The 22,652-nt window shown below is 39.7% G+C and carries 23 protein-coding genes, 1 riboswitch and 1 other annotated feature; of the genes, 12 read left to right on the top strand and 11 right to left on the bottom strand.

Going from position 1 to position 22,652, the window contains the following annotated elements; all coding sequences use genetic code 11:
* Positions 1–106 precede the first annotated feature (106 nt).
* Positions 107–454 carry a thioredoxin family protein gene (locus C0966_RS11575; protein WP_274855645.1) on the top strand — a complete coding sequence of 116 codons (348 nt, stop codon included), beginning with the start codon at positions 107–109 and terminating at the stop codon, positions 452–454.
* Between the two features lie 132 nt (positions 455–586).
* On the opposite strand, the gene C0966_RS11570 is transcribed toward C0966_RS11575, so the two are convergent.
* The gene (locus tag C0966_RS11570; RefSeq protein ID WP_274855643.1) at positions 587–844 is read right to left on the bottom strand and encodes a DUF6154 family protein; all 258 of its coding nucleotides are present in this window, start codon (positions 842–844) and stop codon (positions 587–589) included.
* 188 nt (positions 845–1,032) lie between these two features.
* Here C0966_RS11570 and C0966_RS11565 point away from each other — a divergent pair, with 188 nt between their 5' ends.
* The gene (locus C0966_RS11565) at positions 1,033–1,350 is read left to right on the top strand and encodes a hydrolase (RefSeq protein WP_274855642.1); all 318 of its coding nucleotides are present in this window, start codon (positions 1,033–1,035) and stop codon (positions 1,348–1,350) included.
* A 160-nt stretch (positions 1,351–1,510) separates the two neighbouring features.
* Here the strand turns inward: C0966_RS11565 and C0966_RS11560 are convergent, their stop codons facing one another.
* Positions 1,511–2,392: a DUF6612 family protein gene (locus C0966_RS11560; RefSeq protein WP_274855640.1), complete on the bottom strand. Its 882-nt coding sequence runs from the start codon at positions 2,390–2,392 to the stop codon at positions 1,511–1,513.
* A 162-nt stretch (positions 2,393–2,554) separates the two neighbouring features.
* On the opposite strand from C0966_RS11560, the gene ytkD reads away from it, so the two are divergent.
* A complete protein-coding gene (gene ytkD, locus C0966_RS11555; RefSeq protein WP_274855639.1) occupies positions 2,555–3,040 on the top strand; it encodes an RNA deprotection pyrophosphohydrolase in 486 nt (161 codons plus the stop codon).
* A gap of 34 nt (positions 3,041–3,074) precedes the next feature.
* Here the strand turns inward: ytkD and C0966_RS11550 are convergent, their stop codons facing one another.
* Genes C0966_RS11550 through C0966_RS11540 form a run of 3 tightly spaced genes read right to left on the bottom strand, consistent with a single transcriptional unit; the run spans position 3,075 to position 5,667 of the window.
* The gene (locus tag C0966_RS11550) at positions 3,075–3,848 is read right to left on the bottom strand and encodes an ABC transporter permease (protein WP_425535946.1); all 774 of its coding nucleotides are present in this window, start codon (positions 3,846–3,848) and stop codon (positions 3,075–3,077) included.
* A 13-nt stretch (positions 3,849–3,861) separates the two neighbouring features.
* Positions 3,862–4,641, bottom strand: coding sequence for an ABC transporter ATP-binding protein (locus C0966_RS11545; RefSeq protein ID WP_274855636.1), 780 nt, complete (start codon positions 4,639–4,641; stop codon positions 3,862–3,864).
* A 33-nt stretch (positions 4,642–4,674) separates the two neighbouring features.
* The gene (locus tag C0966_RS11540) at positions 4,675–5,667 is read right to left on the bottom strand and encodes an ABC transporter substrate-binding protein (RefSeq protein WP_274855635.1); all 993 of its coding nucleotides are present in this window, start codon (positions 5,665–5,667) and stop codon (positions 4,675–4,677) included.
* Positions 5,668–5,885: 218 nt separating this feature from the next.
* Between C0966_RS11540 and C0966_RS11535 the strand changes: the two genes are divergently transcribed.
* Positions 5,886–6,128, top strand: coding sequence for a DUF2584 domain-containing protein (locus C0966_RS11535; RefSeq protein WP_274855634.1), 243 nt, complete (start codon positions 5,886–5,888; stop codon positions 6,126–6,128).
* Between the two features lie 78 nt (positions 6,129–6,206).
* On the opposite strand, the gene pckA is transcribed toward C0966_RS11535, so the two are convergent.
* Positions 6,207–7,793: a phosphoenolpyruvate carboxykinase (ATP) gene (gene pckA, locus C0966_RS11530; RefSeq protein ID WP_274855633.1), complete on the bottom strand. Its 1,587-nt coding sequence runs from the start codon at positions 7,791–7,793 to the stop codon at positions 6,207–6,209.
* Between the two features lie 209 nt (positions 7,794–8,002).
* Between pckA and C0966_RS11525 the strand changes: the two genes are divergently transcribed.
* The 3 genes from C0966_RS11525 to asnB all read left to right on the top strand — a co-directional run bounded on the left by C0966_RS11525 (position 8,003) and on the right by asnB (position 12,396).
* Entirely contained in the window at positions 8,003–8,386 is a 384-nt protein-coding gene (locus tag C0966_RS11525) for a thiol-disulfide oxidoreductase DCC family protein (protein WP_274855632.1), read from the top strand.
* Between the two features lie 90 nt (positions 8,387–8,476).
* Positions 8,477–8,602, top strand: a riboswitch (SAM riboswitch).
* A gap of 385 nt (positions 8,603–8,987) precedes the next feature.
* Entirely contained in the window at positions 8,988–10,187 is a 1,200-nt protein-coding gene (metK, locus tag C0966_RS11520) for a methionine adenosyltransferase (protein ID WP_274855631.1), read from the top strand.
* 304 nt (positions 10,188–10,491) lie between these two features.
* Positions 10,492–12,396, top strand: coding sequence for an asparagine synthase (glutamine-hydrolyzing) (gene asnB / locus C0966_RS11515; protein WP_274855629.1), 1,905 nt, complete (start codon positions 10,492–10,494; stop codon positions 12,394–12,396).
* Here asnB and C0966_RS11510 read toward each other — a convergent pair.
* A complete protein-coding gene (locus tag C0966_RS11510; RefSeq protein WP_274855628.1) occupies positions 12,393–13,262 on the bottom strand; it encodes a C39 family peptidase in 870 nt (289 codons plus the stop codon). The genes asnB and C0966_RS11510 overlap by 4 nt on opposite strands.
* A 141-nt stretch (positions 13,263–13,403) precedes the next feature.
* The gene (locus C0966_RS11505; RefSeq protein ID WP_274855627.1) at positions 13,404–13,919 is read right to left on the bottom strand and encodes a gamma carbonic anhydrase family protein; all 516 of its coding nucleotides are present in this window, start codon (positions 13,917–13,919) and stop codon (positions 13,404–13,406) included.
* A 148-nt stretch (positions 13,920–14,067) separates the two neighbouring features.
* On the opposite strand from C0966_RS11505, the gene C0966_RS11500 reads away from it, so the two are divergent.
* Together C0966_RS11500 and C0966_RS11495 are read left to right on the top strand one after the other, a co-directional pair.
* Positions 14,068–14,871: an alpha/beta hydrolase gene (locus tag C0966_RS11500; protein WP_274855626.1), complete on the top strand. Its 804-nt coding sequence runs from the start codon at positions 14,068–14,070 to the stop codon at positions 14,869–14,871.
* 13 nt (positions 14,872–14,884) lie between these two features.
* Positions 14,885–15,967: a tetraprenyl-beta-curcumene synthase family protein gene (locus C0966_RS11495; protein WP_274855625.1), complete on the top strand. Its 1,083-nt coding sequence runs from the start codon at positions 14,885–14,887 to the stop codon at positions 15,965–15,967.
* A gap of 343 nt (positions 15,968–16,310) precedes the next feature.
* Here the strand turns inward: C0966_RS11495 and C0966_RS11490 are convergent, their stop codons facing one another.
* Together C0966_RS11490 and C0966_RS11485 are read right to left on the bottom strand one after the other, a co-directional pair.
* Positions 16,311–16,883: a class I SAM-dependent methyltransferase gene (locus C0966_RS11490; protein ID WP_274855624.1), complete on the bottom strand. Its 573-nt coding sequence runs from the start codon at positions 16,881–16,883 to the stop codon at positions 16,311–16,313.
* A 3-nt stretch (positions 16,884–16,886) separates the two neighbouring features.
* Positions 16,887–17,849: a TIGR01212 family radical SAM protein gene (locus tag C0966_RS11485; protein ID WP_274855622.1), complete on the bottom strand. Its 963-nt coding sequence runs from the start codon at positions 17,847–17,849 to the stop codon at positions 16,887–16,889.
* Positions 17,850–18,047: 198 nt separating this feature from the next.
* On the opposite strand from C0966_RS11485, the gene C0966_RS11480 reads away from it, so the two are divergent.
* Together C0966_RS11480 and C0966_RS11475 are read left to right on the top strand one after the other, a co-directional pair.
* Positions 18,048–18,338 (top strand): YtzC family protein, encoded by a 291-nt coding sequence (locus C0966_RS11480; RefSeq protein WP_274855621.1) that lies wholly within the window; start codon positions 18,048–18,050, stop codon positions 18,336–18,338.
* Entirely contained in the window at positions 18,322–18,501 is a 180-nt protein-coding gene (locus C0966_RS11475) for a glycogen biosynthesis protein GlgD (protein WP_274855619.1), read from the top strand. The genes C0966_RS11480 and C0966_RS11475 overlap by 17 nt, the downstream gene beginning before the upstream one ends.
* Before the next feature lie 101 nt (positions 18,502–18,602).
* Here C0966_RS11475 and C0966_RS11470 read toward each other — a convergent pair whose 3' ends face one another.
* Entirely contained in the window at positions 18,603–19,415 is an 813-nt protein-coding gene (locus C0966_RS11470; RefSeq protein ID WP_274855617.1) for an alpha/beta fold hydrolase, read from the bottom strand.
* A gap of 443 nt (positions 19,416–19,858) precedes the next feature.
* Positions 19,859–20,084: a binding site (T-box leader), on the top strand.
* Positions 20,085–20,226: 142 nt separating this feature from the next.
* On the opposite strand from C0966_RS11470, the gene leuS reads away from it, so the two are divergent.
* A complete protein-coding gene (gene leuS, locus C0966_RS11465; RefSeq protein ID WP_274855616.1) occupies positions 20,227–22,644 on the top strand; it encodes a leucine--tRNA ligase in 2,418 nt (805 codons plus the stop codon).
* Positions 22,645–22,652 lie beyond the last annotated feature (8 nt).

Below are 22,652 nucleotides of genomic sequence, written 5' to 3'. Positions count from 1 at the left end.
AATTACTTTTTCGATGAGGGTTGACGAACTTTATATTTTTAAAAATTTATACCCATACGGGTAATCGTATTTGTGAGGATTCTGATCATGTTGTTGGAGGGAAAAAATGAGAGAAATCGAAGAATTGACTTCATTGGAAATGGTGGAGAAATTTATAAAAAAACATCACCTAAGTTTTCTATACATTTCAAGGACGAATTGCAGTGTCTGCCATGCTTTATTACCACAAGTGAGAAATTTGATGAATCAATTTCCCCTTATCCAACTAGGTCATATTAATGCAGATAACGTTAATGAGATAGCAGGGTATTTTTCGGTTTTTACTGTACCTGCTCTATTTTTATTTGTAGATGGAAAAGAATATGTGAGAGAGGCTCGGTTTGTTCACTTAGATCAATTCAAGGAAAAAATAAAGAAGATATATGACCTTTATACATTGAATGATAGCAAATAATTATGTGGCAATGATTAAATTTTCGTTTTTTGAAAGGTAAAGATAGAAGCTGAACCGTTTTCCAATGGTCAGCTTCTTTTCATAGTATTTCTATCTAATCCGAAAATTTTATATTTTTGATATGTAAAGAAATTAATGGATATTGCGCGGATAATAAGGGCTCGAGCGTTTCTGCCCGAAATCTTCTTGTGCAAACTTACCTTTTAAATTCTCGATTAAGTAAAGACCCATTAAATCATAAAGTTCTTGTTTATCCATTTCATGAATGATGTTTAGTAAATCTTCGTAGCTTGTCTCCTCGAGAAAGGCGAATGCCAGCATATCAATATCTTCTTCATCTCCGGTCAATTTATTTCGGTATAGTTCATAAAGCTCATCTACAAGTTTCAATTTCCCACCTCGCATTCTTTGAATGGATTAAATGAATTCGTAAACTAATCCATCATTATACTTATTCAATACCCTTTTATGAAAAATATATTCTTTATTCAATTCGATGATATAAAAATTAGGCAGGATGAATAAATCAGTCTTAAATGTGGGAAACGAAAAGGAAAGAGGGAAAAGGGGCTGTGAAAATGGAACAAAAGAAAAAAACGTACTATATAGATCTCGGAAGCGGTGAAATTTCACAAAGTTCTACAGCTTCTACTTGGAATTTTAAAATTCAGGCGAATGATGAGGAAATTACCTTATTAAGGGAGTATTTTGATCAAAATTATTCAACGGAATGGCAAAACTTTTTTCGGGCTCATGTTCCTTATGTTCAATACCACTATGATAGGGAAAATGATGCATATGATGAAACCATTAAAAAAATATATGGCTTGATTTATAAGCTTGGGGACGATGAAGCAAAACATCATATTGAAAATATGGGAATCTTAAATGATTAAACAGAAAGAGGCCGACCCATAAGTGCCTGGCTCCTGAATGTAGTTATAAAATATTGTAGAACATTGCTCATGTTTTCAATATTTAGAGTAACTAAAGGTCCCTGGCTCTTAGAATTAGGTCAGCCTCTTAGCGTGTTGTAACCTTTTTAACATAAGATAGCTACATTTCTATCTCAACTGCATTTTCTATGACATCCTGCGGAACAGAAATTTTATTTATAGTATTGTAATCAGAGTATTCGCCTTTCAGGTTTTGAAGCATTTTGATCGTTTGGCCTTCTGCACTTATTTCCATATCCATCATCATATTTAAAATCGTCGGATAAAATGTCTTTTTATCAATTTGAAACTCATATTCAATGGCATTGATTTTCATATTTTCCAGAGCACCCTCGTTCTCAGCAAGTTGCGGAGGCAATGTTTCTTGAACGGTTTTCTTAATGAAGTCATTAAATTTATCACCGGATGCTTTTAATTTAATCATGTAATGTTCTCCATCCTGCTCAAATTTTAAGTCTTCTACATTTTCTTGAAGCTTTTTCAATCCGACGGCAGGATTGGACTGCTCGCCTGATAATTGAACTAATTGATCGGACATTTCTTTAGGGAATTTCATCCATTTTCCTCCGGCTGCATCATAAAAGTACATGCCCTCTTCTGTAAAATAGCTTTCAGTATCAAAGGATTCTTCTGAACCTTCCATGGTCATATTCATCTTTTGATAAAATGCCATAGGCTTTGTGGTGACATCCATATTGATGACGGATTTTAAATTCATTTGATCAGACTGCTGGCCGGCGTTTAGTTGTTGATCCATATTCATTTTTACAGAGAAGCTATTTAAGCTTTCAGATGCTTCGATCGTTTTTTTCAATACTTGCTGTAATGTTAATTCTTTGTTCTTCTCATTTGTTTCTGCCTCTTGAGTATTATTGCCATCGGACGGTTCATTTTCTGTTTTGGCTGTTTGATTACATGCAGTAAGCATAACCAAAATCAAAAACGCAGCAATCATCGAAAGTGTCTTTTTCAATATCCTCACTCCTTATTTGTTCTCATTTGTTAAGTACGATTTCATAGCCCTGAAGATTCAGTAAAAAGGAAAATCATACTAATTTACTAGATGATTGACAATTCATTAGTGGCTCAATATTTTTTCATATATAATCATTTGAGAAACGACAAATAACAGGTGAGGAATATTATGGAAGAGTTTCGTGACTATAAAGGACATGTTATTCAATTCAGCTACAAACGCAATTATTTTCCGCTAACAAGTAAACATGTCTTTGTTATATGCGAATATAAAAATAAATGGCTTTTAACGAATCATAAGGTACGCGGGCTTGAGTTTCCCGGCGGTAAGACTGAACAAGGAGAAACTCTCGAACAGTCTGCTCGGAGAGAAGTTTATGAAGAGACGGGCGGAGTATTAAAAAGACTTGAATTTGTCGGAGAGTACTATGTGTCAGATCCCGGTCAGCCATTTGTAAAAACGGTATTTTATGGTGAGGTGGAAAAGCTTAAAGAAAAGGATGACTACCTCGAAACAAACGGGCCGGTCCTATTTGATGGAAATCTTTTAGAAAGCCGATTTGAAAAGAAATTCAGCTTTATTATGAAAGATGATGTTGTAAAAAAAAGTTTAGATAAAATCAACGAAATAAGAAACAGTTTGGCAAAAAAGTAAGAACGGCACGCACATGATGCCTGCCGTTATCTTTTTATGAACCATTTTTGATCAATTTCTTTTCCAATAATTCAACGAGCTGATACATAATGGTTGCAAACACTGCAATCACAAGCAAGGAAAGCAGTACAAGCGTAAAATTAAACACTTGGAATCCATAAATAATCATATAGCCGAGCCCTTGTTTCGAAACAAGAAACTCTCCGACGATCACACCGACCCAGGACAATCCGACATTTACTTTTAACGTTGATATAATGACGGGAAAGGAAGCAGGCAAAATCGCTTCTTTAAAAATTTGGAAGCGGGAGGCGCCAAAGGTTTGCAGCACTTTTAAATAGTTAGGGTCCACTTCTTTAAAGGATGTATAGACAACGATTGTCGTGATGATGACGGAAATAATGGCACCCATTGCGATGATGGAAGTTAATCCGGGACCAAGTGCAACAATTAGAATTGGTCCTAAAGCAACCTTCGGCATTGCGTTTAACACAACTAAATATGGATCCAATACCTTGGAAGCCCTCGGGGACCACCATAAAAATGCTGCAAGCATTGTTCCAAGCAGTGTTCCTAAAATGAAGCCAAAGACAGTTTCCGAAAGTGTAAACCCTATATGGACAAATAGAGAACCATCATTAACTTTTTTGATAAGCAGTTCCCAAACCTTTGATGGTGAGCTAAAAATGAGCGGATCGATCCATTGCTGCCGGCTGGAAACTTCCCACGCTGTGAAGAATAAAATGAAAATAGCCGCTTGATAAAATAAAACCCACCGTTTTTCCTTTTTTAAAGATTGAATATACATTTTGTGGAGGAGTTTAATATTTTTCGACTGGTGCAAGGGATTCCAACTCCTTCCAAATATCTTGGAAAATCTGTAAAAAAGCTTCGTGATTACGGGTTTCAAACGGTGATAGTTTCTTGAGTTCATCAGGAATGATAAAGGTCTTGTGGAGACTCCCAGGGCGTGCCGTAAAAAGAAATACTCGATCACTCATGGCAATCGCTTCACCGATATCGTGCGTAACCAGGATCGCTGTTTTGCCAAACGTTTTTAATGTATTCGACACTAAATCTTCCAGTCTTAGTTTTGTTTGATAATCGAGAGCTGAAAATGGCTCGTCGAGCATCAAGAGCATCGGTTCGGTCGCCAACGTGCGGACAAGGGCGACCCTTTGCCTCATGCCTCCTGACAGCTGTTTTGGATATTGTTTTTCCACACCTTTTAATCCCATTTGCTCAAGTAATGTGAATGCGTAGTTTTTCGTAGATTCATTTAAGTTTTCTGAAAGCTTTAAGCCAATTAAAATATTTTCTTCAATCGTTTTCCAGGGGAATAAGTAGTCTTGCTGAAGCATGTATCCAATTGAACGGTTCGTTTTCTTTATAGGCTTTCCTTTTAATGCCACTGATCCTTCAGTGGGATTTATTAAACCGGCGATAATTGAAAGCAAAGTCGTTTTGCCGCACCCGCTCGGGCCGAGGAAGGATACAAATTCTCCTTCCTTCACTTCGAGCGAAACATCGGAGAGGGCCGTGGCAGCCGATGTTTTTGTGAAATATGTGTGATGAATTTTTTTAATTGATAAGAAATCCATTTGCCGGCCTCCTCATTTTTTGTTAATTTTTTCTTACTTAACTTTATTGGCAATGTCTGTATTTACAAGGGTTTTGTGTTCAATCCGTTTCGGAAGTTCTCCTGCTTCCTCCATAATATTCTGGAGATTATTCCATTCTTCTTCATCCAGAATAGGGTCGGTTGCGTAAGAACCTTGGCTCTTATATCGGTCAACAACTGTTTCAATAATTGAAAGGTCTGTATCTTCGAAGTGCGGCTTGATCACTTCTGCAATTTCTTTCGCACTGTGAGATTCTACCCAGGCTTGAGCTTTATAGATAGCGCGTGTGAATTTTTCAATTGCCTCTTTGTTTTTTTTCATATAGCTTTGTTTTGCCATGAAAGTGGTATATGGAACATGCCCGGATTCCGTTCCAAATGAGGCAACGATGTAACCTTTTCCTTCTTTTTCAAAAATGCTTGCAGTTGGTTCGAAAAGTTGGACAAATTCTCCTGTTCCCGATGCAAATGCCGGAGCGATGTTTGCAAAGTCAACATTTTGGATTAAGTTCAAATCTGTTTTCGGGTTAATGCCGTGTTTCTTTAACACAAATTCACCGACCATTTGCGGCATTCCGCCTTTGCGCTGGCCTAAAAAGGTGCTTCCCTTCAATTGATCCCAGGAGAAGTTTTCTATTTTTTTTCGTGAAACGAGAAATGTTCCGTCTGTTTGTGTAAGCTGGGCAAAATTGATAACCGGATCGTTGGAGCCTTGAGCGTAAACATAAATCGATGTTTCAGCGCCGACAAGGGCGATGTCAGCGCCTCCGGATAATAGCGCAGTCATCGTTTTATCTCCACCTGCAGTCGTAGTCAGATCGACATTAAGGCCTTCGTCTGCAAAAAAGCCTTTTTCCAATGCAACATATTGCGGAGCATAAAAAATAGAATGAGTAACTTCCGCGATTTTCACATTTAGAACTTCTTCCTTATTGCATGCTGCTAAAGGTATAATGAATATGGCAATCAGCAAGAAGGAAAAACAACTTTTAACCCAATTTTTCATTCAGGTAACCTCCCTTTGACAGATAAATATGAGCTTATTTTTGACCTAACATATCGTATGAAGCGGAGAAAAATGTGTGAATGCCTATAGACATAAAACTTCCATTCGTAGGGGATTTCCTGCCTCTTCATGCGGGAGAAGGTGGATGATGCAAGGATGAAAAATGAATCTGAAAAATGATAAGATAACGATAAGGATATTACAAAGGAGAGAGATCGATGGGAATGCCATTGGAACTCAATACGATGATTATTACAAAGGGAAAAGAAATCCGGATAAAAGATAATTATTTTACACTGGAGAAGGAAGGATATCGGCTTTATCCTTTGGATATTCCAGTTGATGTAAGAAAAACGGTTGATAGCGGTTCAAGCGGCACGGCGGTCATTAAAAAAGTAGAATGGCAGGAAAACAGGACGGTTCTGACATATCAGTTAATTTCATTAAATACGATAAATTGAGCAGGGCATGTCATATACCTGCTTTTTTATAGTCACGAAATAAAACCAGGCGTTTGATCTACGCCTGGTTTTCAAATTTTATAGGATAGGACCGCCTTTTTCTTCAATTTCAGCAGGAACATTTTTAAACTTTTTGAAGTTCTCGCGGAATTTATCAGCAAGTTCTTTTGCTTTTGCTTCATACGCTTCCTGGCTTTTCCACGTTTTGTTCGGCTGAAGGACTTCATCAGGAACGCCTGGAACATGTAAAGGAATTTCCAGACCAAAGAATTTATCTTTAACGGTCTCCGTGTTGTCCAGTTCACCTTCCAGAGCAGCTTGAACCATCGCGCGCGTATAAGCGAGCTTCATGCGCGAGCCTGTGCCGTATTCGCCTCCGGTCCAGCCTGTATTGACTAGAAATACGTTTGCGTTATGCTCATCGATTTTTTCGCCAAGCATTTCTGCATAGCGAGTTGCCGGAAGAGGGAGGAACGGAGATCCAAAGCAAGTTGAGAACGTTGCTTGCGGAGAAGTAATTCCTCGCTCCGTTCCGGCAAGCTTTGATGTATAGCCACTTAAGAAGTGGTACATTGCCTGTTCCTTTGTTAGTTTTGCAATCGGCGGGAGTACTCCGAAAGCATCAGCTGTTAAGAAAATAATTGTGTTCGGATGGCCGGCAATGCTTGGATCAACGATGTTGTCAATCGCTTGAATCGGATATGCTGCACGTGTATTTTCTGTTAACGTGCTGTCATCATAGTCAGGAACCCTTGTTTCTAAATTAATCACAACATTTTCTAGAACTGAGCCGAAACGAATGGCATCAAAAATTTGCGGTTCTTTTTCACGGGAAAGATTAATGCATTTCGCATAGCAGCCCCCCTCAATATTAAATACGCCATTTGGAGACCAGCCATGCTCATCATCACCGATAAGCCGGCGGTTTGGATCAGCTGACAATGTTGTTTTTCCTGTACCTGAAAGGCCAAAGAATAAAGCAACATCTCCTTCACTGCCGACATTTGCAGAACAATGCATGGGTAGAATTCCGTTTTCAGGAAGCATATAGTTCATGACAGAGAAAATTGATTTTTTCATTTCTCCTGCATACTCAGTTCCGCCGATTAATACGGTACGGTGTTCAAAAGAAATAATGATAAAGGTTTCAGATCTCGTACCGTCAACTGCAGGATCTGCTTTAAAGTTTGGAGCGGAAATCACGGTGAATTCCGCTTGATGCTCCAACAATTCTTCTTCTGTAGGGCGGATAAATAATTGATGGGCAAACAGGTTGTGCCATGCATATTCATTTATTACCTGAATCGGCATGCGGTACTTTTTGTCAGCTCCCGCAAATCCTTTGAATACAAATATTTCTTCTTTTTCCTTTAAGTAGTTTATTACTTTATTATATAGTTTATTAAATGCTTCTTCAGAAATTGGCTGGTTAACAGAGCCCCAATCGATTTTATCTTTTGTAGAAGCTTCTTCCACGATATATTTATCCTTAGGCGAACGCCCGGTGTATTTCCCGGTTGTGGCACGAACTGCTCCGGTTGATGTTAAAGCCCCTTCTTTACGGTATAACACTTTTTCCACTAATTGAGGGACGGACAATTGAATTTGAACATTACTTCCTTTTAACAAATCAGTCAACTCGTTCGGAATCGTAACAGAATTCATCTGATGATTACCTTCCTTTTTCATTTGTTTTTTGTAAGTGGTTACATATCAATTAGTATAACACTTTTAAATAATTAGTCTATACTATATATGAAAGTTTCAATAATATTTTAAAAAATGTACTTTTGAACTGTTTTTAAAATAGTATGTTAAAATAGACATAAATTATGATTTATCTGCCCAAGTCTTATGTTTAACAAATAATAGGAATGATCATCTTGAAAACCATTGCGTTGTACGATCAAACATGCTCATTATGCCAGGAAACAAAGAGAATATTCAACAAACTCGATTGGCTTGGCAAAGTTGAGTGGATCTCCCTTCAGGAGTATGAGAAAAAGCAAAGCTGCTTTCCGTTTCGAAAAGAAGATTTAAGGAAAGAACTTCATATTGTTACTCCGTCCAACAAAATCTATAAAGGATTTTATGCAGTAAGGCGCTTGCTTGTTCTTTTACCTGCAACGTTTTTCTTTGGGATTTTGATCCATGCTCCCCTCGTTGACAGGATTGGGAGTCCCATTTATAAATGGGTGGCAAAAAACAGGCATAAATTTCTGCGGAAAAATTGCGACAGCGGAAGTTGCTCCCTATAGAAAAACATAGGTCCAGCGCAGAATTTAGGCAAAAAAAACAATTGACATCGTTTAACACAATGAGATATGATTTAACCTTGAACGGATACTCTCTTATCCCGAGATGGTGGAGGGACAGGCCCGATGAAACCCAGCAACCTGCTCTATGATGAAATACAGACGTCTAGAGAAAAGGTGCTAACCTGAGGCAAGGATAAAGTCCTTGAACGATAAGAGTGAAAGGCGCAAACCTGACGTTTTCAACCTTTCCTCATGTGCGGGAAGGTTTTTTATTTTGTTTATTTCAAAGGGCATGCAGTCTTTCGTTTTGACAAAAACAATCTATGGCAATAATGCCGGAAAAAATTTAGTTAAGGCATCATAAAACTGCCATGTTTATTTCATACTAATGGGAATGAGTACCGTATCAATTGAGGTTATGGAAATACGATTTGTGAGTTGTCAAGCCCCCAGTGCACAGGTTCGGGGGTCATAAGCCGCCCTGCTGCGGGGCTGAAAAGATGCCTCCTCGCAGATCGTCTTATGCCTGCAGGGACTAATGCGAGGCGCTTCCATTTTCCTGTAACCTCGCTCTATATTATGAAATAAAGGAGGAAGTCAGTTGTCAAAAAAACGTCGTTTATTTACTTCTGAATCAGTAACTGAAGGTCATCCCGATAAAATTTGTGACCAAATTTCGGATGCAATCTTAGATGCCATTTTAGCAAAAGATGCGAATGCTCGTGTTGCTGCTGAAACATCTGTAACTACTGGTTTGGTGTTGGTTACCGGAGAAATCACAACTTCTACGTATGTAGACATCCCTAAAATTGTTCGTGAAACAGTTGCAAATATTGGCTACACCCGTGCAAAATACGGTTTTGATGCTGAAACATGTGCGGTATTAACTTCTATTGATGAGCAGTCTCCTGATATTGCTATGGGTGTTGACAAGGCTCTTGAAGCTCGTGAAGGCCAAATGACTGATGAAGAGATCGAAGCGATCGGAGCAGGAGACCAGGGATTAATGTTCGGCTTTGCCTGCAACGAAACAAAAGAGCTTATGCCTTTGCCAATCTCTCTTGCTCATAAGCTTGCCCGCCGATTAACGGAAGTGCGGAAAGAAGAGATTCTTCCTTACCTTCGTCCGGATGGAAAAACTCAGGTGACTGTTGAGTATGATGAAAACGATAAGCCTGTACGCATCGATACAATCGTTATTTCTACTCAGCATCATCCTGAAATTACACTTGAGCAAATTCAGCGTAATATTAAAGAATATGTTATTGACCCGGTTGTTCCAAAAGAATTAATCGATGAAAATACAAAATACTTCATCAACCCGACAGGCCGATTCGTTATCGGAGGCCCTCAAGGGGATGCCGGCCTAACAGGTCGCAAAATTATCGTTGATACTTATGGGGGTTATGCACGCCACGGCGGCGGTGCTTTCTCTGGCAAGGATCCTACAAAAGTTGACCGTTCAGCTGCTTATGCGGCACGGTATGTTGCGAAAAATATCGTAGCTGCTGGACTTGCAGAAAAAGTTGAGGTTCAGCTTGCATATGCGATCGGAGTTGCCAAGCCGGTATCGATTTCAATTGATACATTTGGTACAGGAAAAGTTAGTGAAGATGTTCTTGTTGACCTTGTCAACAAAAACTTTGACCTTCGCCCTGCAGGGATCATTAAGATGCTAGACCTTCGCCGTCCGATTTACAAACAGACTGCAGCATACGGCCATTTTGGACGCAATGATATCGACCTTCCTTGGGAGCGTACGGATAAAGCAGAAGCTTTAAAGCAACAGGCACAAATTTAACATTCGATGGGAGTTGCATTGAATTATGTAACTCCCGTTTTATTTCTCCGTCTATTTTTTGTGGAAAAGGGGCGGAGCTACATGCTCGTTTTTTAGAGAGCTGTCAATTGGGGTTTACTTCGATATAAATTCGTGTAAACTTCAATTAATACCTGATTTTTCCCGGCGATTTTTTTGTGTTCTAAGTGCATTTTTAATGTGAATAGTGGTAGTATTAGAGAGTATGTTTTTGTTGAATGACGAATGATTACAGGTAATAATTTTTTATATTATTTTCGAAAAAACGGAGAAGGTGACGTACATAATGTGTGGTTTTATTGGTTGTGTACATGAGAAAGCACAAGAATATCGCAACGAACAAAAACTGCTGTTTAAAAATATGAATAATATTATTACCCATCGCGGACCGGATGATGACGGCTATTTCTTTGATGACCATATACAATTCGGTTTCCGTCGTTTGAGCATCATTGATCTGGAATCCGGCCACCAGCCTTTAAGTTATGAAAATGAACGTTATTGGATCATTTTTAACGGAGAAGTTTATAACTATGTTGAACTTCGCGAAGAGCTGCTTAAAGAAGGGCTTACATTTGCTACAGAATCTGATACAGAGGTTATTGTTGCCCTTTACAGCCATTTGAAAGAAAAGGCGGTTGAAAAGCTTCGCGGCATGTTCGCATTTGTGATTTGGGATAAACAGGAGCAAACCCTGTACGGTGCACGCGATCCTTTTGGTATTAAGCCTTTCTTCTATTTTGAAGATGGTGACAAAACGTTCTTTGCATCTGAAAAGAAAAGTATTCTATTAGCAATTGAGAACGATGTATTAAACTACGAGTCATTGCAGCATTATTTAACGTATCAATTTGTGCCAGAACCAAATACGTTGTCTGAAGGAATAAAAAAACTTGAGCCCGGCCATTATTTTATCAAAAAAGTCGGCTCGCCAATGGAAATTAAGCGTTATTGGAAGGCTTCTTTCAACCCTGTTCATAAATCAGAAGATGAATTTATTAAAGAAATTCGAGATGTTTTATTTGATTCAGTAAAAATTCACATGCGAAGCGATGTGCCTGTCGGTTCATTCCTTTCAGGTGGAATCGATTCTTCCCTTATTGCTTCGATTGCAAAAGAGTTTCATCCTGCAATAAAGACATTCTCAGTAGGGTTTGGACGCAATGGATTCAGTGAAATTGATGTAGCGAAAGAGACGGCTGAGAAGCTTGGCGTTGAAAACATCAGCTATGTGATTTCGCCTGAAGAATATATGAACGAACTTCCGAAAATTATGTGGCATATGGATGATCCGCTTGCAGACCCTGCATGCGTTCCATTATATTTTGTTGCACGCGAAGCAAGAAAGCATGTGACGGTTGTTTTATCCGGTGAAGGAGCAGATGAATTATTCGGCGGCTATAACATTTACCGTGAACCGCAATCACTTGAAGTGTTTGATAAAATCCCTAAAGCCGGAAAATCGTTTTTAAAAGTCATTGCCAAAATAATGCCGGAGGGTATGAAAGGAAAGAGCTTCATTGAACGCGGCCTCACTCCGATGGAAGAGCGTTATATAGGCAACGCCAAAATGTTTACAGAAGAGGAAAAACGTAATCTTTTAAACGTATATAATGAAGGTCTAAACTATACAGATGTAACAAAGCCGTTGTATGAAGAAAGTGCCGGCTACGATCCTGTTGACCGTATGCAATACATCGACATCCATACATGGCTTCGCGGCGATATTTTGTTAAAAGCTGATAAAATGACAATGGCCCATTCATTAGAGCTTCGTGTTCCGTTTTTGGATAAGGCTGTGTTCGATGTTGCTTCAAAAATTCCAACCAGCTTAAAAACGGCAAATGGAACAACGAAATATATTTTACGCAAAGCTGCCGAAGGAATCGTGCCTGACCATGTGCTGAATCGCAAAAAACTCGGATTCCCGGTGCCGATCCGCCACTGGCTGAAGGATGAAATGAACGATTGGGCGAAAAAAACGATCCGCGAAAGCAACACGGATCATTTAATTAACAAAAACTATTTATTAAAGCTTCTTGACGACCATTGCCAAGATAAAGCCGATCACAGCCGGAAAATTTGGACGGTTCTTATGTTTATGATTTGGCATGCTGTATATGTTGAAAAAAAGTACTCTTTCCAAAAAGAGTACGAAATGAAAAAGCATTTGCAAACGGCTGAAAATTAATTGGGAAGATAGGTGATTGCCTGACTTCCCATTTGCACCCAGGATTCTTTAAAATCCTTTATGGGTGCTTTTTTGTTTTTCTCGCCTGTAAGCGGGTCGTTAAAGTAAACAAAATGATGGTCATATCCTGTGATAAGCACTGAATGTTCCTTAAAGGTAACTTTCACTTTTCCTGTCGGGGTATGCCATGTTTGGAACTGGCTGTCGGGAAGCTTTTTATATTGGCTGTTTATGATGACCCAGACGGGCCTGCCATCAGAAAGGTGAATTTTCAGCTCCTGAAAGTCGGCTCCCGTAAGATCGGTGATTCGGCCGGGCAAGTAGTCATCAGCTAGTTCTTTAATCGGCTTATGATAGACACCAAGCCCGGGTTCTTTGTAATTTTCGATACTTCCGACGAAACCGTCATTCGGATTGCCGAAAAATATTTTCCCGTTTGATATGCTGAATGGGGTCGCGTCTTTCTTAATTTCTTTAGCAAGTGTTATTTTGTCAGCATCGATTCCGGCATCTTGCAAAAGCATTGCCAGGCTTGTGACTTCACATCCCCTCGGCAGTTCAGGCATTTGAGATATAACCGGTGCATCGAGAAGAACCTTATCTTTGATCTTTATAATCGAAACATCGAAGTTTTTCTCGAGGTAAGTGCTTGTTTTCGGAACCGGTGATTGAATCCAGCTCTTAATGGACTCTATTGCTTTGGCGGCATGTCCGTATTTCGTATTTTCAAGAACAAAAGCTCCGGCAACAAACACACATAAAAACATAATGGAAGATTTCACTATGTTTGTTCCTTTTAAAAATATAATAACAAGCAGGAGAAAAAAGATTAAAAGGAGCACGATTACAATATATAAGCCATTCATGAAACATCACCTAATTCACACGATCTACTCTCTATATCGGCCCCATTTTAGGATATGTTAAGTAAGTAAAAAGCTTCAGCTTGAATAAGTTTGTTGATATATAGGAAAGCTATAAAAATATTCATGCAATTAGTTCGGATTTTAATCTTTTTGTAAAAATTTATAATATTGCGCTTTTTCTGTATATTCTCTCGAGATTCTTTTCATATCTTCAATGTCATCTGCAGTTAATTCTCGGATGACTTTTGCAGGTCTTCCGAACGCAAGTGTATTTGGAGGGATTTTTTTTCCTTGGGGAACAAGGCTGCCAGCGCCAATAAATGCCCCTTCTCCAATTTCAGCTTGATCTAATATAATGGAACCCATACCGATCAGCGCTTTTTTTCGGATGATGCAGCTGTGCAGAACAACCTGGTGGCCTACAGTTACTTCGTCCTCGATGATAAGCGGATTGTTTGGGCTTTGATGGAGTACGGAGTTGTCCTGTATGTTTACTCTGTTTCCGATAATAGTAGGGGCAACATCGCCTCTTATAACTGTATTAAACCATACGCTTGATTCTTCACCGATTTCAACATCGCCTGTTATGGTTACATAATCGGCGATATAGGCTGAGTCTGCAATTTTAGGATACTTATTATTGTAAGGGTAGATCATATGCAGCAACTCCTTTTAAAAAATATTTTAACTTGATTGTACCGAATAAGTGCATATGATTGTCAAAGCTTTTTTGATTATTGTTAAATATAATTGTGATATATTTCTTTTATATTTCATTCATTAGATCGTGGCAGGAGGAACAATTATGTGGAAATGGGAAGCTGATGGGGAAGCAAAAGCGGTTATTGTTATTGTCCATGGAGCGATGGAACACCATCGCCGATACGGCTGGCTCATTGAAATGTGGCGTTCATCCGGATTTCATGTCATTATGGGGGATTTACCGGGCCAGGGAATGACATCAAGATCAAGAAGGGGCCATATTGATTCCTTTGATGAATATATTTTTGAAGTAAAAGATTGGGTGCAGGCTGCTTACCGCTATGACTTGCCTGTATTTTTGCTCGGGCACAGCATGGGAGGGTTAATTGCAATTAGGCTGCTGCAGGAAGAACGGTTGAACCTTGCCGGCGTGATATTATCTTCTCCGTGCCTTGGCCTTGTGAAGTACCCGTCAAAGCTTCTAAATGCTATTTCGCATGGATTGAACCTTGTCATTCCGTCGTTTCGAATTGAAGCGGGCATTACCGTTGATATTGCGACACGGAACCCGGATGTCCGAGAGGCAGATCTTAACGATTCACTATACGTTACAAAGGTTTCTGTAAGATGGTACCGTGAACTAGTAAAAGCCATTAAGATTGCCTTTGAGAAAATGGAAGAAACACAAGATTTGCCGATGCTTGTCATGCAGGGCGGAGAAGATAAAATTGTCAACAAGGTGAATGTAAGAGACTGGTTTAATCAAGTGCCGCTTTCTGAAAAGCATTTCAAGGAATGGCCAAATTGCTACCATGAAATTTTTAATGAACCTGAACGTGATGACGTGTTTGAATATGCAAAGGATTTTGTGAACAGCCAGTTAAAATCTCTTGGCTATCTGGTCTAAGGGTGGTGAGAATGTGTTCATCCCAAGCGAACCGATCAGTTTAATGGCAAAAGTGTACAGAAAAATTCTTCCGGAAGTTCATTGTGAATTGGACTATTGGAAAAAACGGGCGAAAGAAATCCCGGATCCTGAATTAAGAAAACAAGCTCTCTCGAGTATTGAACATAAAACATTCCACTGTGAGGGCGGTGCTATTCTTGCCCTCGCAGCTAATGAACGGTATAAAGAAGCAATCCGGTTTATTGTTGCTTATCAAACAATCAGTGATTATTTGGATAATTTGTGCGATCGAAGCACATCTCTTGATCCATATGATTTTGCTGCGCTGCACGAGTCAATGGCTGATGCATTAAGCTTAAACGCGGTTCCAAAAAACTATTATCGTTTTCGGGAAGAGCAAGATGACGGAAATTATTTGGCCGACCTGGCAGAAACATGCCGATCGGTATTAATGAAAGTAACTCACTATCATGCCATCAGCCAACATTTGCTTGAATTATGCCGGTATTATTGTGATCTCCAAATTCATAAGCATGTAAATACGGAGGAACGAATCCCAAGGCTTAAAAGCTGGTTCAATTGCAATAAAGAAAAAATTCCACAAATGGAGTGGTATGAATTTTCAGCTTGTTCAGGCTCTACGTTGGGAATTTTTTGCTTAGTCTCTTATGCAATGAGAGACGACTTTAAACTTGAGGATGCAGAAAATATTAAGAATGGGTATTTTCCATACATACAAGGTTTGCATATCCTTTTGGATTATTTGATTGACCAAGAAGAAGACCGTGCCGGAGGAGATCTTAACTTTTGTTTTTATTACGAAAACCAGGAAAAAATGTTCAACAGACTGAAGCATTTTATCGAAGAAGCTGACAGGCATACGGAAAAACTCCCTAATAAACGTTTCCATCAGTTAATTAACCGCGGCCTCCTTGGAGTATACTTATCCGACGAAAAAGTCCGGAAGCAAAAATGTATCAGGAGGCTTGCAAGAGAGCTCATTAAAAAAGGCGGATCAATCAGTTTGTTCTTTTACTTAAATGGGAGGGCATACCGCGCAATACAGAAGTGGATCCCACTTAGTCTTATGAAATAATTTGGCAGCCGGTGTTTCCGGCTGTTTATTACAAAGAAAGCATAAATTAAGGGCAGGTTATGAACCTTTTTTTCATTTATGAGCCGTCGTTTGGAAATATGAGCTTTTAATTTGAAATATGAGCCCTTAATTTGAAATATGAGTCGTCGTTTAGATAAATGAGCCTTTATTTCATTTTATCAGCCTTCATTCTGAAATATGAGCCGTCGAATCACATTTATGAGCGTCCATTTCAATAAATGAATAAATAGGACTGGTCTTAGTTCGGGTTTTCTTTACTCCATATACCAGACGGCAAATAGCATAAAAAACAGGCACCTTCAATTATGAAAGTGCCTGTCTGCTATCTTTTTTCAATGGCGATGATAAACGGCGGGTTGTTTTTTTGATTGATAAACCTGTATTGCAGCACATGCACTGCATTTTGATCAAGCTTTTCAACATAGCGAAGCAAATAATCCCGTTCAACTGCTCCTTCCGGGTGGCCGTGATAAATCACCAGGACGATGATCCCCTCCGGAGCCATTATTTCCAGCAATTGTTCGATTGCAGAGATTGTCGTCTTCGGTCTTGTTACAATCGACTTATCGCCGCCCGGCAGGTAGCCGAGATTAAAGATCGCACCGGTTATTTTTCCGTAGTGAACCGGAGGAATCGATTCCAGGATATGTTCATGACCTTTATGAAAAAAAGTGACCCGGTCAATAAGATTGTGCTCTGCTAATCGCTGTTTACTGGCAGCCAATGCATCCTCTTGTATATCAAAACCGTAAACTCTTCCGTTCTGACCGACAAGGTTTGCCAAAAATAATGTATCGTGCCCGTTTCCTAATGTGGCATCCACCGCAACATCTCCTGGACTCACTGCTTTTTGCAGCAAAGTTCTTGCAAAGGGCAAAATTCTTTCAAGTTTCATGCTTTAAGCCTCCACCAAACTCTTTTTGTAATATTTGCCCTGCCAGCTGTTCCTGCGTTTCAGCTCATGATCAATCGCATTTAAAACTTCCCATTTGTTAACGCTCCACATCGGTCCAATCATTAAATCAATCGGTCCGTCTCCCGTAATTCGATGGATAATCATTTCCGGCGGTAAAATCTCCAACTGGTCACATACTAAGTTTACATAGTCGTCAAAAGAGAGGAATTCGAGCATTCCTTTTTCGTATTGTTTTACCATCGGAGTGCCTTTTAGCAGATGAAGCAAATGAATTTTGATTCCTTGAACATCCAGCTTGGCTACTTCGCGTGCTGTTTCCATCATCATTTCCGGAGTTTCAAGCGGAAGCCCGTTAATGATATGTGAACAAACTCGGATTCCATGCTTTCGAAGTTTATTGACTCCGTCCACATAACATTGATAGTCATGGGCCCGGTTAATTATAAGAGCAGTGCGTTCATGAACGGTTTGCAGACCGAGCTCCACCCATAAATAAGTCCGTTCGTTAAGCTCAGCCAAATATTCGACGACATCATCCGGCAGGCAGTCAGGTCTTGTTGCAATCGAAAGTCCGACGACTCCTTCCTGCTTTAATACTGTTTCATATTTTTCTTTTAAAACTTCCACAGGTGCATGTGTATTTGTGAATGCCTGGAAGTAAGCCATATATTTTGCGTCCTTCCATTTTCGATGCATTTTTTCCTTAACTTTAATGAACTGGGTTTGCAAGTCTTCTGCACGGTTACCAGCAAAATCACCGGATCCGGCAGCACTGCAGAAGGTGCATCCTCCATATGCCACAGTTCCGTCGCGATTTGGGCAATCAAATCCTCCATCTAAAGCCACTTTAAAAACTTTATGGCCAAAAATTTGGCGCAAATGGTAATTCCATGTATGATAGCGTTTATCGTCAATTGCATATGGAAAAGGGTTATTCTGACTCAAATCAGACACCTCTCGATTTCATTAGTTGACATAAAAAGAATTTTAACATGAAGAAATTGATTATCCAAATGAAAATCTTGCGAGTGAATTGGCAGTAATTATCGAAGCTGTTCAGTTTTAATAAGGGGAGAGTGGAACAAAATAAAGATGAAGCGTGTGCTTCAATATCATGATGGAATCATTAGAGGGGGACTAATCATGGCTACGCGTGAATCCATGGAGGACTTTCTTCAGCAATGTGAGGATACAATCAGATTAGCCCAAAAACATTACGAAGATGGCCGGAAACAACAGCATTTTGACAAGGATGGCTATACAGCTGCGCTGCAGCAGTTGGAAACGACTTATAACGACCTGGCACACCTTGCCCATAGCGCAAATGCCCAGCAGCGTGAACAGCTTCATCGGAAGAGGTTACAGATTCAGCAATTGCAAAACGATATGATCCTTTTGAGAGAGGAGCAGCCGCTGAATGAAAAAACGTTCTAAACGAAATAATCCCGAACAGAAAACGAGAAATGGCTTTAACAATCAAGACATAGAGCTTGGAAAAGACTTTGATCCGGTAAAACAATCGAAGAAAAATTATGAAAAACGAGGCGGGCAACCTGTCAAATCAAAATTTCACCCTGAACCGGAACAGTCTTCATAAAACAGCCCGCCTTTATGGCGGGCTTCAGTTGTGAAAGATGTTTATTCAAATGCTCATATTAACAAGTTCCCATGTTCCCTTCGGAAAAAACTGAAAATGATCTAATTTAATTTCTTTATAAAATTGGAAACAGTCGCATTAAAAAGCTCGGTTTCTTCCAGGAATGGGCAATGGCAGCTTTTTTCAAAAATCACTAACTCGGATTTTGGAATGTTTTCATGCAGATGCTCGCCGGCAGCAACCGGTACTAATTTTTCTTCTCTTCCAAAGCACAGCAATACTGGCTTTTGAATCGAAGATAACATAGGGCGGTAATCAACAATCGATTGATCGAACAGGATAGCACTTGCGATGGATTCAGGCAGTTTCGTCACTTCATCGATCATCCATTTTAGATCTTTTTCAGCTAATTCATTTTTAAACATAAGAGGAATAAAGCCATTTACAAAGTTTTCACGGTTATTCTGGATTTCCTGCATAAAATGAATCAGTGTTTCAAACGTAAAAGCTCCGATTGGGAAATCCGGCCATTTAAAATCAGAGGCCAGTTCATCAATAATGACAGTTCCAATAATATTTTCTTCTCCAAATTGCTTAATGTATTCCCAAACAACAAATGCACCCATGGACCAGCCTGCAAGAACAACATTTTTCAATTGAAGTTTTTCTATAAATGCATGCAAGTCTTTTGCATATGAAGAAATCGTATGTCCTTTATGGACATGGGAGGATTGGCCGTGTCCCCGCAAATCTAAAGATATGAACCGGAATTCCTTGCTAAAATAATCTTTTTGTTTATGGAAAAAACGGCTGCTCATCCAAACTCCGTGAATAAAGATAACCGGGGTTCCTGAACCTGAATCTTCATAATACAGTTCAACATCGTTTTTAATTGTATAAATGGCATATGGCATTCCCTCCTTTTTACTATTCATTAAAATATTAGATTTTTTTGTCAATATTCCTTTTTGAGGTAAAGAATATTAAAGCGCAAGTTCTTGATTGATCAAAAAGCATTTTCCACAAGTGAAAAGGAAGCTTTGAAAAGATCATTTTACATAAACATTAACGGATCATTAAAGAAACAAGCTAAAAAAGGTGTTTTCCAATTTCGTTGTGGATTTCGCGTATCTTGAAAAGCTATGTGTATGTTTGTCAGTACGAATGTATTCAATTTAGAGAAGACTTTTTAGTAAAGCTCATTGGAAATCATCTTTTCTCAAGCTGTTTCCTAATTTCTTTGTCACCTTTTCCTTAATGGAGATTATAATATCCATTACAGGCTCCTTAATGATTGGCCCGCTTGCATCCTGAAGGGAAATTTATTACAATATCAATATCCCTATAGTTAATATTGAGAAAGACAGTGAAAAGGAGTAGTAATGGTGGACTCGCCCGTATAAGAGAGTTGGCGGTCGGTGCAAGCCAGCCGGGCACATCATGAACTCGCCTTTGAGTTGCAAGTGTGAAAATGTTAGTAATGCTTGCCGTTTTCCGCGTTAAGGATGAATGAAGTGAGTGTGGTTGCACACTAATGTGGGTGGTACCGCGGGAGAACTATACATAATCCTCTCGTCCCTTTTTGGGATGAGAGGTTTTTTATATTTAAAGGTCTTGTTAATGAGTATGGTCGAAAAACACCATTTTGCACCCCTTAAATAAAGCTGATTTAAACGATCTCACCATAACGATTTAAATACAATTCAGTAAACAGGAGGAAAAACAATGAGCTTTGATCATCAGAAAATTGAAAAGAAATGGCAGAAATATTGGGAAGAAAATAAAACTTTTAAAACAAGCGAAGAAAAAGGCAAAAGGAAATTTTATGCTCTCGATATGTTTCCATATCCTTCAGGTGCAGGGCTTCACGTCGGCCATCCGGAAGGATATACCGCTACAGATATTTTGTCGCGCATGAAGCGGATGCAGGGATATAATGTTCTTCACCCGATGGGATGGGATGCATTCGGATTGCCTGCTGAACAGTATGCCCTTGATACGGGAAATGATCCGGCAGAATTCACGAAACACAATATTGATAATTTTCGCCGGCAAATTAAATCGCTTGGATTTTCCTATGATTGGGATCGTGAAATCAATACGACAGATCCGGACTATTATAAATGGACACAATGGATTTTCCTAAAGCTTTATGAAAAAGGACTTGCCTATATTGATGAAGTGCCTGTTAACTGGTGTCCTGCACTTGGAACTGTTTTGGCAAATGAAGAAGTCATTGATGGGAAAAGTGAGCGCGGCGGCCATCCGGTCGAACGCCGTCCAATGAAACAGTGGATGCTGAAAATTACTGCCTATGCTGACCGCTTGCTGGAAGATTTAGAAGAATTGGATTGGCCGGAAAGCATTAAAGAAATGCAGCGCAATTGGATCGGCCGTTCTGAAGGTGCAGAAATTACCTTTAACATCGAAGGTCATGACGGCACATTTACCGTATTTACAACCCGCCCGGATACACTTTTCGGGGCAACTTACGCAGTGCTAGCTCCTGAGCATGCATTAGTAAAAGAAATTACAACTGATTCGCAACGTGAGGCAGTTGAAAAGTACATCGATCAAATCAAGAGCAAAAGCGATCTTGAGCGGACTGATTTAGCAAAGGAAAAAACAGGTGTATTTACGGGCGCTTATGCGATCAACCCGGCTAACGGCGAGAAAATGCCGATCTGGATTGCGGATTATGTACTTGCCAGCTATGGAACAGGTGCGATTATGGCAGTGCCGGCCCACGATGAGCGTGACTATGAATTTGCGAAAAAATTTGGTCTCCCGATTAAAGAAGTAGTTGCAGGCGGAAATATTGAGAAGGAAGCCTATACCGGAGACGGAGAGCATGTAAACTCAGGATTTCTTAACGGTCTGAATAAGGAAGAAGCAATCAATAAAATGATTAGTTGGCTTGAGGAAAAAGGAATCGGCACGAAGAAGGTAACATACCGCCTTCGTGATTGGCTGTTCAGCCGCCAGCGTTATTGGGGTGAGCCAATCCCTATCATTCATTGGGAAGACGGTACAATGACGGCTGTTCCGGAAGAAGAGCTGCCGCTGACCCTTCCAAAAACAACAGAAATCAAACCGTCCGGCACAGGTGAATCACCTTTGGCTAACATCGAGGAATGGGTAAATGTTGTCGACCCAGTGACAGGAAAGAAAGGCCGTCGTGAAACAAATACAATGCCGCAATGGGCGGGAAGCTGCTGGTACTATTTGCGTTATATTGACCCAAGGAACGAAAATGCGTTAGCAGATCCTGAAAAACTGAAAGAATGGCTTCCGGTTGACATTTACATCGGCGGTGCAGAACATGCCGTTCTTCATCTACTATATGCACGCTTCTGGCATAAATTCTTATATGATCTTGGAGTTGTTCCAACAAAAGAGCCATTCCAAAAGCTGTATAACCAAGGTATGATTCTTGGTGAAAATAATGAAAAAATGAGCAAATCAAGAGGGAATGTTGTCAACCCTGACGATATCGTAATAAGCCACGGGGCTGATACACTCCGATTATATGAAATGTTTATGGGTCCGCTTGACGCTTCCAAAGCCTGGTCAACAAATGGGCTGGATGGTTCCCGCCGCTTCCTTGACCGTGTATGGCGCTTGTTTGTAGAAGAAGACGGATCGCTCAATCCAAAAATTCAAGAAACCGACAATGCTCAAGTCCTTGAAAAAGTTTACCATCAAACAGTTAAAAAAGTGACGGAAGACTTTGAAGGCTTGCGCTTTAATACTGCGATTTCTCAATTAATGGTATTTATTAACGAAGCATACAAAGCTGACGTTCTTCCGAAAGCTTATATGGAAGGTTTTGTGAAATTGCTCTCTCCAATATGTCCGCATATTGCTGAAGAGCTTTGGGAAAAGCTTGGACACAGCGGTACGATTGCTTATGAAGCTTGGCCGGCATATGATGAAGCAAAGCTTGTGGATGATGAAATCGAAATCGTTGTTCAAGTAAACGGAAAAGTAAAAGCAAAGCTGTTCGTGCCTGCTGATGCAACGAAAGAAACATTAGAGCAAATTGCGATGGACGATGATAAAATTAAAGAACAAATTGATGGAAAAACCGTTCGGAAAGTCATTGCTGTGCCAGGAAAACTCGTAAATATTGTCGCAAATTAACATGTTCA

It is taken from the genome of Bacillus methanolicus, from assembly GCF_028888695.1.
Classification (GTDB): domain Bacteria; phylum Bacillota; class Bacilli; order Bacillales; family Cytobacillaceae; genus Bacillus_Z; species Bacillus_Z methanolicus_B.
Note: the sequence above shows the minus strand (reverse complement) of the source record. Positions and strands in the feature narration are given on the sequence as shown.